The sequence below is a fragment of the Sporomusa sp. genome, from assembly GCF_035561255.1.
GTDB lineage: Bacteria > Bacillota > Negativicutes > Sporomusales > Sporomusaceae > Sporomusa.
On sequence record NZ_DATMXX010000155.1, the window covers coordinates 1 to 12,940 of the forward strand.

Consider the following 12,940-nt stretch of genomic DNA (forward strand, 5'->3'; position numbering starts at 1 on the left):
ATCATAGGAATGTCTTTATTGTCAATAATAATTTTGAGTTGTGCAAAACCCTCGTTATAAAAATATGGTTCTTGTGATTTTGCCGGGATGGTATTGTTTGCGGCAGCCAGTGGGTGTTGACAATAGTTCAGGGATTTATCAGTCGTTTGTAGTAAATACTATTTTAGGTTGCATCAGTGAAAGCAGCTATGGTACAATACCTATAATATATTTTGCATGCAAAGTATCTTGCAGAAGGATTAGATAAATTATGTTACAGATTTTTGACAGTACCTGCGTGCTGCTTGCAAAGGCAGAGCAAAAGCATTATAACTATACCAAAAAGCTGTTGGATAAAGAACAGCTGAATATCACTCCTGGGCAAATGGTTGTTTTGTATACGTTATATAAGGGTGATGATATCTCAATCACTGAGCTAAGTAAAAAATGCTATTTGGACAACTCTACATTAACCGGCATCATTGACCGGTTGGAACGAGCCGGATTAGTATTACGGGTTGGGCAACAGGATGACCGCCGCTCTTTCTTCATACGCTTAACAGAGGCGGCTCAAGACCTGGAACCCCAAGTTGATAATGTTATGAATCGTATTTGTATGTCTATGCTGGCGGATTGTACTGAGGAGGAAATCGCTGTTTTTCGCAAAGTGCTGCTGAATATCTTTGCCAAGTTATAGGGATAATTTGTGTATGTATATATTTTGCCTACACAATATTTGGATAGAAACAATATAATTAGGAGGAATGTTATGTTAATGCAAATTACAGAATGGAAAAGTGTCAGAAAGTTTTTAGCTCAACCAGTAGAAGAAGAGAAGCTCGTAAGCGTTATGCGGGCAGGCCGCAGAGCACCTTCCTGGAAAAACATTCAACCCTGGAAATTTATCGCGATTACCGGTGCCGCAGATAAAGAAAAACTGGCTGCCGGGTTCTCCATGGGGGCCCTGATAAAGAAGGCACCTGCAGTTATTTTATGTGTTGGGAAACCGGATGCCTGGGAGCGTGACCATCAGCGGGAGTGTTTGAGAGAGCTGCTTGCAAACACCGGGGTCATGATGGCAAGTGAGGATATTGATAAGACATTCCTGAATAATCAGATAGCTGAGGCCCTTGCCAACACTACGTCTTCTTTATTGGCAAGAACGTTTGAGAACATGGGTATTGCCTATGGTTTTATGATTCTGGAGGCCTTGAATCAAGGGCTGGGGGCATGTATTGTCGGAGAGATTGACAATGAACTCTCTGGGGTTGATAGTGTCTTGTACAATGAAATCAAAAAATATTTTGAGTTAAGTGATTCGGAAATTATTACAGCAGCAATTATCTTAGGATACCCCGCCAAGGACGCTGCAGTGAGCCCGCGTAAGCAAGAAAATGAAGTTTTTCAAATTCGCCGGTAATTTATAAGTTTGAGGTAGCAGCAAATGACTGAGACACCAAAATGTACAAAATGCCAACACTATTATATTACCTGGGATAAAAATTTCCCTTACGGGTGTAAGTCTATGGGGTTTAAAAGCTTCAAAACGCCTTCTGCTGTTGTCAGGGAGTCATCCGGGCGAGAGTGCCTGGGCTTTACTGAAAAGCTCAAGGTTGAGAATCGGCTCTAAATGAGCCGTTTTTTTTTTGCATTTTATCTTGACATTATCCCCTGGGGGGGGATAATGTATTAGTGGAGGTGTTGTAATGGATAGTCACATACATACACATCAGAAACAGGTAGTAAACAGGCTTGCCAGAATAGAGGGGCATACGCGGGCTGTCAAGCAAATGGTTGCCGAAGGGCGTGATTGCCCGGAGGTATTGCTTCAGATTGCTGCTATCCGCAAGGCTCTTGATAATACAGCAAAGCTCATTCTAAAAGACCATCTTGAACACTGTCTGGTTCATGCAGTTAATGAAGGCGAGCATGGGGAATTTATGGGTAAGCTGCAGGCCGCGCTTAACCATTACATTCGATAAAGGAGGTTGACCATGAAAACGTTGGTACTCGCGTTAGCTTTATTGCTTATTCCGTCGGTTACGTTTGCTCATTCCGGCACAGTTTTCCGGTCTGTTGTCAATTATGCTCCCTTATTGGTTGCTATTGTTCCCCTCTTTTGGGAGTCAATTACTAAACTGATAACAAGTCTTCGAAATTTTTTCCAAGGAGAGGAGAAAGACTAGCGGGGTTGGAACATTGCTAAATCCTGGATTGGGGTTAAGAGGAAATCGCTGTATACCATACCTACTGGAATAGAATAGGTATGGTATACAGCGATCTTTTTTTGATTACTTTAGAATTGCAACTTGATTATTAATCAAGGATATTCTGCATTTTTATGGAAATATATAGATAGTATTCTATGGGATGAAAGAAGGGGACGAAATTGAGCTGGTGTGTGGGCGGAGAGGGCGGAGACAATATTAATGAAGGAGCGGGTACCGTGTTTAGAGAAATGAGACGCCAGGAAAAGCGTATGTCTGACGAAGATACAATTACAATTCTGCAAGCAGCCGAATTCGGAACATTGGCTTGTATCTCCGAAAATGGATATCCCTATTCTGTACCATTAAATTATGCCTATGGTGACCAAGCAATCTATTTTCACTGTGCGCATGCCGGTAATAAAATAGAGAACATTAAAAGAAACAATAAGGTTAGTTTTTCAGCTGTTAATTATTATAAATTACTCCCTGAGAAATTTGATACCGAGTACGACAGCGCTATTGTCTATGGTAATGCATTTGAGGTTACTGACGAACAAGAAAAAAGAAGGGCACTTATTTTATTAATAGAAAAATACTCCACTGCTTATCTTGATCAGGGTAGGGCATATATTGATAAGGCTATAAAAGCTGTTAGTGTCTATAAAATAGAAATTATCCATATGACTGGGAAGCTAGGGCGATAAAGCCATAATAATTTATGAGGGGATGATGGACATGTATTGGAAATCTGCCGGGGTGACTCATACGGAAAAAACAGTTGAATTGGCAGTGGTTAAGGCGAAAGAATATGGTATTAGCTCGATTGTGGTGGCGTCCTGCACCGGTCAGACAGCCGCATTAGTTGCTGGAAAAGCCGGGAATATAGTTTGCGTTACCCATGTTGATGGTTTTGATAAACCAGGAATGAATGAGATGGCGCAAGATATACGCGATAAGCTAACAATACAAAACGTAAAACTGTTAACAACAACACATGTATTATCAGGGGCAGAGCGGGCAATAAGCCGGAAATTCGGCGGGGTATATCCTATAGAGATCATGGCACATACCCTGCGAATGTTTGGTCAGGGGGTTAAGGTCTGCGTAGAGATTGCTGTCATGGCTCTAGATGCAGGGCTAATCCCGTATGGCGAAGATATTATTGCCATCGGCGGTACCGGCAAGGGCGCTGATACGGCTGTAGTTATTCGCCCGGCGTATGCTGCTAATATTCTTGATACACATATTGCCGAAATTATTTGTAAACCGTAGGTGTCTCAGCTTGGCGATCTGGCTGGAAATGATACTGACTGAGTTTTAAAGTCGCATAACCGGAGATATTGTTCAAGGATGCGGAGACTCTCTGCGGTTCCCTGACTGGGATATCGGTGCTTTACCTTATAACAAATCCGCTCTGGCGCAGGCTCTGATAAGCGCTGTATTACAAATTTACCTGCTTGTCGTAAAGAATTCCCCACTGACATAGGGACAATTGCCCATTGCAAGATATCCTGCATGAGTATTGAAATAAGACCTGCTGTATCCAGGCGGATACGGGAAGGGCAAACCGGGTCCCACCACCGGTCATGCCAGGACTGATAGCCTGTACTCCAATTCATATATAATTCGAATTGTGGCTCCAGGGATTGTATGTCGACAATCTCCAGTGGTTGGCGCTCCTTGTCGGCTAAGCGGAGTAAGACCATTTCTTCTGCAAAAAATGGTTCGATGGTGGTGCCTGGAGACGGTATTTCCCGTACTACAAAAGCAATGTCTATTTCTTTATGCTCGATGCTTTTAAAAGATTCATTTGTATGTTGGGTGCGAATTGTAAGGCTGATAGCAGGTGAATGCTGTCCCAACGCACGGTATAAGGGCGGGAGCACATAAAGGTTAAGGCTATCAGCAACACCAATGGCAAGGGTGGACTGGGGACCGCGCGTTTGCAGAATCCGGATATCCTGTTGCAGCAGATTCCACCGCTCAGCAAGACTGATAAAGGTTTCCCCCAGCGGGGTCAGCTGAATTCTATGGACACCTTTACCGCGTTCCACTAAGCGCCCACCAATACTTTGTTCCAGGATTTTCAACCGGTAGCTAATAGCCCCCTGTGACAAATTAAGCACCTCAGCCGCCTTATTTAGGGTGCCTGTCTGCACAATTGCCAGAAATGCCCGCACACCTAATAAATCCATAACTGACCTCCAAATATAAAAATAATTAATATTAAATGCTAAAACATTGCGTTTTACAAAGTAAGTTAATATATTTAAAATTAACACTATGCTAGCATTAAATCAATACTTAAAGATGCAACCGGATTTTCAGGAGGGATTTATTGATTGGCTTCTCTGGGAGACCCTAATAAAAACAAGGTTATTGTCATTTCTTTGCTTACTGCGGCCTGCCTGCTTGGTGATTCCATGCTGTATATTGTTTTACCTATCCACTGGCAAGCGGTGGGGCTTGATTCTTTGTGGGAAGTAGGTATTCTGCTTTCGGTTAACCGGATTGTGAGATTGCCTCTAAATCCTTTGGTTGGCTGGCTGTACGGGCGCATGAGTAGTCGCAACGGAATTTTGCTGGCCGGGGTTTTAGCTACCTGTACAACTTTGTCTTATTCTGTTGCTAAAGGATTTGTATTATGGCTATTATTGCGTTGCATATGGGGACTGGCCTGGTCGTTTTTACGCTTAGGTGCCTACTTTACAATTCTTGAAGTTTCAAACGATACAAACCGGGGTTATTACATGGGGTTATATAATGGTTTATACCGTTTAGGCAGCTTGGGGGGGATGCTGCTGGGCGGGGTTTTGGCAGATCAATATGGAATCGGGTTTACCGCAATATTCTTTGGCGCGATAACCTTTCTGGCAATTCCATTTGCCTATCAACTGCTCTCTAATTCAAGCAAACACACTAATACCGAAAATAAATCACTGGATGTTCAGGCCCTCTTTACTATGAATGTCTTTTGGACATTAATGACAGGTTTGTTTATTGCCGCAGTATATCAGGGGGTCTTTGTGTCAACATTAAGTTATTTAATTCAGGTTCATAACTCGGCAAATACCCTTATCTTCGGCGTTTCGCTGGGGGCTGCATCACTTGCCGGGGTTTTGCAGGCTTTGCGCTGGGGCTGGGAACCCTGGCTGGCGCCATGGTTTGGCAGATTATCTGACGGCTGGTTTGGCAGGCGGGCCATGCTGACAGTTTCCTTAACCCTGGCAGCACTGCTGTTTTTGCTAATTCCGGCGCAGCTGCCGGTTGGAATATGGCTGGTGGTTATATTGGCCGTTCTCTTAACTGCCACAATACTAACAACTGTAATTGATGCCATCGCCTGCGATGTTGCCTGTTGTTCACCACAAAAGGCGTTTATGACGTCTTATGCCTTGGCGATTGATATTGGTGCGGCATTAGGCCCGCTTATTGGGTACGCACTTAATGACAGCTGGGGACCTTATGCAATATATTGGGGAATATCCGGGGGCTTATTTATCCTTGCGGCAAAATGGATTTTTTGGCCAATTGATATCTATAAGAAGGCTGTTCAACTATAAAGGCGGCCATAAGATCTGTATAGCAATAAGGCTGCCGCTCTATGGAACGGCAGCCTTATCATTCGTATTAGGGAGTAATTAATCAGATCTGGGCCTTGTGGAATGAAACCCGGATTTATTTCGTTGCTTTTCTACAGCGGGAGCGGGATTAACTGTCGGGGAAATGCTGGCAGCAGCAGGCTCTTTATCTTCCAGTGAAGCTTTGGTAGCCCGTTCAATAAGATAGTCCAGGGAATCATAGCTTTGCGAGATTGCACAGCCAACAGACGCTGTGACCCGGATTTTCTCGCCGTTAAGGGAGATGGCCGAATCGGAAACAAGCAGTTTAAGCTTATCGGCGATCATTAACAGCAGACTTCTTTTTGAGGTGTCTATAATAGCAATAAAGCTTGCTCCATGCCAACGCCCAATAAGATTGGGATAGCTAATACCGGCTGACAAAGTGCTCGCAACAGCTTTTAGAATCTTGTCAGCCATTGAAACACCATACAATTCATTTATGGCCCGGAAGCCGGTAATGTTTATATATATGATACCAAATGATTCACGTTTTTCCGGAATCTCCTTGAGCATTATCTGTAATTTGTTTTCGATATATTGTTTACTGAATAATTCTGAGAGAGAGTCAACGTAAGCCACCCTTGTTAAGGCTTTTACCTTATCATGGCCAAGCTTTTTTGGGGAATGATCAGAGAACAATTCGATGAACCCTGCTAACTCACCGTCTTTATTATAAACAGGAAAAGAGCGAATTGTGGCAAAAATTAAATGCCCTTCTTTATGGGTAATAAACATATCCTTTTCCTGCGGTTGGCCTTCCTGCAGCGCTTTAGTCAGTGGACACCCGGTATCACAGAGTTTTTCCCCGTTTACACTACTATGAGCGAGGATTTGGCAGCAGGTCTTCCTAGTGGTTTCTTCTGCCTGATAGCCAACAATATTTTTGGCACCGGCATTCCAATAGATAATATTCTTGTTGATATCAGTGAAGCAGACACCCTCATCCAGATAATCAAGGACAGTACTTGTAAAGGCTCTAAAATGATCGTTCATAATTGTGCCTCCTCCAATGAATATTTCATAATAACTTTCTAATAATATGCAAATAATTCCTGCTTAATAGTAATTATATTTTCCCGGTAAACCGTCTGCAGCGCAGGTGGATAGTAGGGTTAACAACGCTTCATCGCCGGCGATGATTGCCGATTTTATAAATAAAGTTGCTAAATGCGTATTGCACTATTGCTTACAGAATCTCCCTGTCATAAAATAAACCTATTATATTAGAAAGGGGAATAATACGATGTTTGGTATCGTTCACTATGAAATGTTTCTTGTTGCGGGCATCATCCTCAATATTACCCCTGGGTCGGATACCATGTATATTTTAAGTCGCAGTATATCACAAGGACGCAGGGCGGGAATTTACTCGGTTCTTGGTATCAGTTCCGGCTGTGCTGTCCATACCTTGCTGGCAGCCCTGGGACTATCGGTTATTCTTGCTCAGTCGGCGTTGGCCTTTACCATTGTCAAAACCGCGGGTGCACTTTATCTTGGTTATTTGGGGGTTACTACTCTGCTGGCCAAGGATAACATGCTGGTTTCCCTGCAAGAGAACGTTGTGTCCAATCGCGACATCTATTGGCAGGGGCTGTTAACCAATGTACTTAATCCTAAGGTTGCCCTCTTCTTCATCTCCTTTCTGCCCCAGTTTATCGATCCACAGAATAGCTTTGGAATTATACCTTTTATATTTTTAGGGATAACCTTTTTAGTTACAGGTACCCTATGGTGCTTTATCCTGGCTTTGTGTTCGTCTGGTGCAACAACCCTGCTGCGGCAAAATAACAATGTCGCTAATCTGCTGAATAAAATCTGTGGGGGCATTTATTTGCTTTTGGGAGTCAAATTGCTGACTGCTGAGCGCTAATGAATAAAATTATAAGGAGATGAGTTCGTATGAAGTTTGTCAATTTTAGGGTTGGCGGGCATGTTCGTCTGGGAATCAAAAGCGAGGGTGGCATTATTGATGTAAAAGCAGCAGCTCAGGTGTATGGCCTTGAAGTGCCAACCACGATGGAGCAGGTGATCGCTGCCGACGCGGCAGCTCTGGTACAACTGGCGGAATTGGCGAAAAAGGGGGTTGAAGCTGCAGCTGAGGATACGCTGATCTATGCTCCCTGCATTATTAACCCGGAGAAGATTATTTGTGTTGGCTTAAATTATGTTAGCCACAGGGATGAATGTGAGATCGAGGTGCCGGCAGTACCGATCCTGTTCAGTAAATTTAATAATGCGCTGGCTGCGCATAACCAGGCTATCTCGCTGCCTAAAACGGCAGTTAAATTTGATTATGAGGCTGAATTAGTCATCGTCATTGGCAAAGAAGCTGTAAATGTTTCCCCTGAGAATGCCCTTTCCTATGTATTTGGCTATACCATTGGTAACGACTTAAGTGCCAGAGATCTTCAATTCCGGACCGGGCAGTGGCTGCTAGGCAAGACTTGTGACCATTTTGCTCCCATTGGCCCTTATTTAGTGACCGCTGACGAACTGGATCCGTATAATCTGGACATTCGCTGCAGTGTAAATGGTGTTGTTCGGCAGGCTGGCAATACGCGGGATATGATATTTGACTGTGCTGCCATTGTCAGCTATGTATCAAGCTATATGACCTTAAAACCAGGCGACATTATCTTCTCCGGAACACCGGGCGGGGTGATTCTGGGCTATCCGGAAGAGCAGCAGCAGTGGCTTGCGGCTGGCGATACTGTCTCTGTTACCATTGAGAAAATTGGTACTTTGGAAAATACGCTGAAATAATTGTAATTAGGCATCAAGGTTATAATCAGGCAGCTGGTAAAAGGCCACCGGGGTTCTAGAGAGCTTAGAACCCTGGTGGCCTTTCTGTAAGTATAACTAAGACCGCTTTGTACCATATTAAAAGACGTCAGGCTACATGTAAGATTCTCACAATGGAGGCGGTAATATGGAAATAAAACAGGAAACAAAGCGGGATATGCTTGATAAAGGTGCTGTCTTACAACGGGATAAGAAAACCTACGCCATTGCGCCACACATACCGGGCGGTATTATTCTGGATTTTAATTTGTTGCGAAAGATTGTTGATACTGCGGAAAAGTATGGTGCTCAGGCGCTCAAGCTGACAAGCGCGCAGCGGATTGCCATAGTTGGCATTGCGGAAGAACATGTTGATCCTGTATGGGAAGAACTTGGCATGAAAAAGGGCCATGCAATTGGTTTATGTGTACGCAGCATAAAAATATGCCCGGCGACCCATTTTTGTAAACGGGCTCAGCAGGATGCGGTGACGTTAGGGCTTGAATTGGATGCTAAATACCATGGTAAGGATTTGCCGTCTAAGTTCAAAATGAGTGTTGCCGGTTGTGCAAATTCCTGCAGTGAACCTGCTGTCCGGGATTTAGGGATTATGGGTACCCCCAAAGGATATACGGTCATGATTGGCGGTAATGCAGGCATTAAACCGCGGCTTGCCAATGTTTTAGCAGAGAATGTTCCACAGGAAGACGTGATTCCTTTGGTTGATAAAATTGTTAACTACTACAAAGAGCATGCTAAAAGCTATGAGCGATTGGGGAATATGATCGAACGCCTTGGCTTTGAAAAGATCAAACAAGATTTATCAGACTAAATCTAGCGACAATGCCAACCCTGACCTGGGTCAAGGTTCATAGATTCTCATCCAATAAGTATCTGTAGACATTTAGTCTGTAGATACTTTGCTTTTTGTAGTTTCATGCAAATACATTTTAATAAAAAGTCCTTGCCAATGGTACCGAATTATAATAAAATTTATGCCAATAAGTAGGTTGGAATTTGGACAGATTCATAGGAGTCAGGGGAGGTGTGAGTAATTTCGTTGCAGGATTAAAGTTAGTTTCTTCAATGATCGTTGATAAGGAGGATGAACATGACGAAAAGATTGCCCAGATTTGGTTGCCTGGTCCTTGTCCTGATATGTATGGCTGCTATGATATCAGGCTGCGGAGAGAGCGCCAGCAAGGATATTAAGATTGGTATGATCTATGAGCTCACAGGCAACACTGCAACATATGGTACCTCTGCCGCCAGTGGTGCAAAACTGGCTTTTAAACAAATAAATGCCAACGGTGGGGTTTTGGGTAAACAGATTCAGGTCATTACTGCAGATAATAAAGGTGAACCCTCTGAGTCTGCCAATGCGATGACGAAAGTAATTACTCAGGACAGGGTAATTGCTGTGACCGGGTTTACTGTCAGTTCCTGTGGTATTGCCGGTTCAACGGTTTCTGAAGACAATAAGATTCCTTTTGTAGCAGCCGCTACTGTTAATCCTAAGGTTACTGTTGATGAGAAAACCGGAAAAGTAAAGAATTACACATTTCGCGCCTGTTTCATTGATTCTTTCCAAGGCACAGTAGGTGCTAATTTTGCGCTGAATAATTTCAAAGCTAAAAAAGCCGCTATTATAATTGATAATTCAAGTGACTATAGTAAAGGCTTGGCTCGCGTATTTAAAGACGCTTTTACTCAAGGAAACGGACAGATTGTTGCTGAAGAGGCATATCTCCAAAAAGACCAGGACTTCAAATCGGTGCTGACCAAGATTAAGGCTCAGAATCCGGATTTGTTATACATTCCCGGTTACTATGAAGATGTGGGCAAGATTGTAAAACAAGCCCGTGAATTGGGTATTAGTATACCTGTTCTTGGCGGCGATGCCTGGGACTCCCCCAGACTGGTTGAAATTGGTGGCGCTAGTGCCTTAAATAATACCTATTTCACTAATTTCTACTCAGTAGAAGATAAGAATCCTGCCTCCAATGCCTTTGTTGAGGCTTTTAAGCAAGAATATGGTCAAATGCCTGATTCCATGGCTGCTATGGGTTACGATGCCGTTTATTTATTAATTGATGGTATTAGGCGGGCCAATAGTACAGAAGCCGCTAAAATTAGCGAGGCATTGGCTGCAACTAAGAGCTTCAAAAGTGTAAGTGGTGATATGGATCTGAGTGCGACGCATGACGCGATTAGAGGAGTCGTTATTATTGAAATGAAAGATGGGAAGCAGGTTTATAAAGAAACGATAAGGCCATAAAATAACAAAAGATCCGTAGATGCTTGCATCTGCGGATCTTTTGTTATTTTATGGTGCTGCAGTCTGAGGTTATGTTGATCGTGTTAAGCTGTATCGGCTCTGCTGCAGTTCAGATGGCAAAAGATCAGTTTGCTAGAAAAACTGTATCTATTGACTTAGAGTACACTATAAGGTGTATTATAAAATACAGGTATATATTCAATGATGTGATTACAACCTGTATAACGCAGAATGTTCATCTATTACTATCAATAGCAATCCTAACCTAAATGTTATAGGGGGTTAATTCATGGGGTATACGATTAAGCAGGTGGCCGCGATGCTTAATTTTACAGCATATACGCTTAGGTATTATGAGAAGGTAGGTTTACTGCCATTTGTTGAACGAGATAAGAATGGAAATAGGGTATTTAATAATAATGACATTGAATGGGTTATGCTGATTCGCTGTTTGCGGGATACGGGAATGTCTGTTGGTGAAATAAAATGCTATGTTGATCTTTGTCTGGAGGGTGATAAAACTATTGGAACCCGGATGCAAATGATACTACAGCATAAAGCTGCTGTTGAACAAAAAATTGAACAGATGAATGGTTGTCTGGCAAAAATTAATAAGAAGCTGGGGTGTTATGAGGATTTTGTAACAGGCAAAAGTACAGATTGTTGCAATCCGTTTAAAAAAGGTTAAGACATTACATAATAAGAGGAGGATGTTTATGGAGAAGTCAAAGGTTTATTTTACTAATTTGCGGGCAACTGCCAAACTGAATTTGCTGCAGAAGCTGGAGCGACTGGTTAAACAGGCCGGGATTGAACAAATTGATTTTAAAGATAAGTTTACCGCAATAAAAATTCACTTTGGTGAACCGGGAAACCTGGCCTTTCTCAGGCCCAATTACGCCAAGGTTATTGCCGAGGTAATAAAAAACCTGGGCGGTAAAGTGTTTCTTACAGATTGCAATACTTTGTATGTAGGAAGACGTAAAGATGCCCTCGAACATTTGGACGCAGCGTATGAAAACGGTTACAATCCGTTTACTACAGGCTGTCAGATTATTATTGGTGACGGGTTAAAAGGAACAGATGAGGCCTATGTTCCGGTGCCATGCGGTGAATATATTAAAGAAGCAAAAATAGGGCGCGCCGTCATGGATGCAGATATAGTTGTCAGCCTGACACATTTCAAAGGTCATGAGCTGACAGGATTCGGTGGTGCGTTAAAAAATATTGGTATGGGATGTGGCTCGCGGGCTGGAAAAATGGAGATGCATAGTGACGGCAAGCCTGGTGTAAAAAGTAAGGTTTGTGTAGGTTGTGGGGTTTGCGCCAAAAATTGTGCACACAATGCAATAACACTTGTCGAAAACAAGGCAACGATAGACCATACCCAATGTGTCGGCTGCGGCAGGTGCATAGGTACTTGTCATTTTAATGCCATTGTGGCGGCCTGGGATGAGTCTAACGATGTTCTTAATAAAAAAATCGCCGAATATACCTGGGCGATATTAAATGATAGACCCCATTTCCATATAAGTTTAGTTATTGATGTAGCCCCGTTTTGTGATTGCCATGCAGAAAATGACCTGCCAATTATTCCGGACATTGGAATGTTTGCATCCTTTGATCCAGTCGCTCTGGATATGGCCTGCGCTGATATGGCTAACCAGGCTCCAATAATCTCCGGCAGCTATTTGGCAGAGCAGTTAACAAACCAAGCCGCTAACTGTGGTGAGCGGGATCATTTTGGTACGACTCATCCGGAAACTAACTGGATGGTCTGTGTTGATCATGCCGAGAAAATTGGTATTGGCAGAAAAGCCTATGAACTTATTGAAATTTAAATGTTGTTTATGACTGCAATAAATCCATAACTTAAACGATTGCCCGGGGTTTGAGAACTCGCGGTGCGGCCTGTAAATACGAATCCGTAGAACTAATCTACGGATTCGTGTTTTTTTAACTATTAATCGGAAGATCTAGAAAGTCATGGCCGGGCTCCTCGTGATTGAAAAAAATACTGACTGCCTGGCGGTTCATGTGGCAGAAACCATACTGCATAAATATATTAC

General features: G+C 42.9%; 15 protein-coding genes. 13 read left to right on the forward strand and 2 right to left on the reverse strand.

Features of this window, described 5'->3' with window-relative positions:
* Window positions 1-250: 250 nt before the first annotated feature.
* From VN379_RS08915 to VN379_RS08940, 6 genes are all read left to right on the forward strand, one after another.
* A complete protein-coding gene (locus VN379_RS08915) occupies window positions 251-676 on the forward strand; it encodes a MarR family transcriptional regulator (protein ID WP_325532937.1) in 426 nt (141 codons plus the stop codon).
* 72 nt (window positions 677-748) lie between these two features.
* Window positions 749-1,399: a nitroreductase family protein gene (locus VN379_RS08920; protein WP_325532939.1), complete on the forward strand. Its 651-nt coding sequence runs from the start codon at window positions 749-751 to the stop codon at window positions 1,397-1,399.
* Window positions 1,400-1,685: 286 nt separating this feature from the next.
* A complete protein-coding gene (locus VN379_RS08925; RefSeq protein WP_325532941.1) occupies window positions 1,686-1,961 on the forward strand; it encodes a metal-sensing transcriptional repressor in 276 nt (91 codons plus the stop codon).
* Between the two features lie 12 nt (window positions 1,962-1,973).
* The gene (locus tag VN379_RS08930; RefSeq protein ID WP_325532943.1) at window positions 1,974-2,165 is read left to right on the forward strand and encodes a hypothetical protein; all 192 of its coding nucleotides are present in this window, start codon (window positions 1,974-1,976) and stop codon (window positions 2,163-2,165) included.
* A 203-nt stretch (window positions 2,166-2,368) separates the two neighbouring features.
* A complete protein-coding gene (locus tag VN379_RS08935; protein WP_325532945.1) occupies window positions 2,369-2,893 on the forward strand; it encodes a pyridoxamine 5'-phosphate oxidase family protein in 525 nt (174 codons plus the stop codon).
* A 31-nt stretch (window positions 2,894-2,924) separates the two neighbouring features.
* On the forward strand, window positions 2,925-3,461 hold the full coding sequence (locus tag VN379_RS08940) for a pyruvate kinase alpha/beta domain-containing protein (RefSeq protein ID WP_325532947.1): 537 nt from the start codon (window positions 2,925-2,927) through the stop codon (window positions 3,459-3,461).
* A gap of 5 nt (window positions 3,462-3,466) precedes the next feature.
* Here the strand turns inward: VN379_RS08940 and VN379_RS08945 are convergent, their stop codons facing one another.
* Window positions 3,467-4,384, reverse strand: coding sequence for a LysR family transcriptional regulator (locus VN379_RS08945; protein WP_325532949.1), 918 nt, complete (start codon window positions 4,382-4,384; stop codon window positions 3,467-3,469).
* A 147-nt stretch (window positions 4,385-4,531) separates the two neighbouring features.
* On the opposite strand from VN379_RS08945, the gene VN379_RS08950 reads away from it, so the two are divergent.
* Window positions 4,532-5,752 carry an MFS transporter gene (locus VN379_RS08950; RefSeq protein WP_325532951.1) on the forward strand — a complete coding sequence of 407 codons (1,221 nt, stop codon included), beginning with the start codon at window positions 4,532-4,534 and terminating at the stop codon, window positions 5,750-5,752.
* A gap of 78 nt (window positions 5,753-5,830) precedes the next feature.
* Here VN379_RS08950 and VN379_RS08955 read toward each other — a convergent pair whose 3' ends face one another.
* Entirely contained in the window at window positions 5,831-6,805 is a 975-nt protein-coding gene (locus VN379_RS08955; RefSeq protein WP_325532953.1) for a sensor domain-containing diguanylate cyclase, read from the reverse strand.
* A 250-nt stretch (window positions 6,806-7,055) separates the two neighbouring features.
* Here VN379_RS08955 and VN379_RS08960 point away from each other — a divergent pair, with 250 nt between their 5' ends.
* From VN379_RS08960 to VN379_RS08985, 6 genes are all read left to right on the forward strand, one after another.
* Window positions 7,056-7,682: a LysE family translocator gene (locus VN379_RS08960; protein WP_325532955.1), complete on the forward strand. Its 627-nt coding sequence runs from the start codon at window positions 7,056-7,058 to the stop codon at window positions 7,680-7,682.
* Between the two features lie 29 nt (window positions 7,683-7,711).
* On the forward strand, window positions 7,712-8,575 hold the full coding sequence (locus tag VN379_RS08965) for a fumarylacetoacetate hydrolase family protein (RefSeq protein WP_325532957.1): 864 nt from the start codon (window positions 7,712-7,714) through the stop codon (window positions 8,573-8,575).
* Window positions 8,576-8,741: 166 nt separating this feature from the next.
* On the forward strand, window positions 8,742-9,425 hold the full coding sequence (locus tag VN379_RS08970; protein ID WP_325532959.1) for an NAD(P)/FAD-dependent oxidoreductase: 684 nt from the start codon (window positions 8,742-8,744) through the stop codon (window positions 9,423-9,425).
* Window positions 9,426-9,704: 279 nt separating this feature from the next.
* Window positions 9,705-10,871, forward strand: coding sequence for an ABC transporter substrate-binding protein (locus VN379_RS08975; protein WP_325532961.1), 1,167 nt, complete (start codon window positions 9,705-9,707; stop codon window positions 10,869-10,871).
* A gap of 289 nt (window positions 10,872-11,160) precedes the next feature.
* Window positions 11,161-11,559: a MerR family transcriptional regulator gene (locus tag VN379_RS08980; RefSeq protein WP_325532963.1), complete on the forward strand. Its 399-nt coding sequence runs from the start codon at window positions 11,161-11,163 to the stop codon at window positions 11,557-11,559.
* 28 nt (window positions 11,560-11,587) lie between these two features.
* Window positions 11,588-12,712 (forward strand): DUF362 domain-containing protein, encoded by a 1,125-nt coding sequence (locus VN379_RS08985; RefSeq protein ID WP_325532965.1) that lies wholly within the window; start codon window positions 11,588-11,590, stop codon window positions 12,710-12,712.
* The last annotated feature ends 228 nt before the right edge of the window (window positions 12,713-12,940 follow it).

Excerpts from the sequence above, each read along its gene's own strand:
- VN379_RS08975 (WP_325532961.1), top strand. The coding sequence starts at position 9,705 with ATGACGAAAAGATTGCCCAGATTTGGTTGCCTGGTCCTTGTCCTGATA.
- VN379_RS08945 (WP_325532949.1), bottom strand. The coding sequence starts at position 4,384 with ATGGATTTATTAGGTGTGCGGGCATTTCTGGCAATTGTGCAGACAGGC.
- VN379_RS08970 (WP_325532959.1), top strand. The coding sequence starts at position 8,742 with ATGGAAATAAAACAGGAAACAAAGCGGGATATGCTTGATAAAGGTGCT.
- VN379_RS08980 (WP_325532963.1), top strand. The coding sequence starts at position 11,161 with ATGGGGTATACGATTAAGCAGGTGGCCGCGATGCTTAATTTTACAGCA.
- VN379_RS08925 (WP_325532941.1), top strand. The coding sequence starts at position 1,686 with ATGGATAGTCACATACATACACATCAGAAACAGGTAGTAAACAGGCTT.
- VN379_RS08955 (WP_325532953.1), bottom strand. The coding sequence starts at position 6,805 with ATGAACGATCATTTTAGAGCCTTTACAAGTACTGTCCTTGATTATCTG.
- VN379_RS08920 (WP_325532939.1), top strand. The coding sequence starts at position 749 with ATGTTAATGCAAATTACAGAATGGAAAAGTGTCAGAAAGTTTTTAGCT.
- VN379_RS08930 (WP_325532943.1), top strand. The coding sequence starts at position 1,974 with ATGAAAACGTTGGTACTCGCGTTAGCTTTATTGCTTATTCCGTCGGTT.
- VN379_RS08915 (WP_325532937.1), top strand. The coding sequence starts at position 251 with ATGTTACAGATTTTTGACAGTACCTGCGTGCTGCTTGCAAAGGCAGAG.
- VN379_RS08985 (WP_325532965.1), top strand. The coding sequence starts at position 11,588 with ATGGAGAAGTCAAAGGTTTATTTTACTAATTTGCGGGCAACTGCCAAA.
- VN379_RS08965 (WP_325532957.1), top strand. The coding sequence starts at position 7,712 with ATGAAGTTTGTCAATTTTAGGGTTGGCGGGCATGTTCGTCTGGGAATC.
- VN379_RS08940 (WP_325532947.1), top strand. The coding sequence starts at position 2,925 with ATGTATTGGAAATCTGCCGGGGTGACTCATACGGAAAAAACAGTTGAA.
- VN379_RS08960 (WP_325532955.1), top strand. The coding sequence starts at position 7,056 with ATGTTTGGTATCGTTCACTATGAAATGTTTCTTGTTGCGGGCATCATC.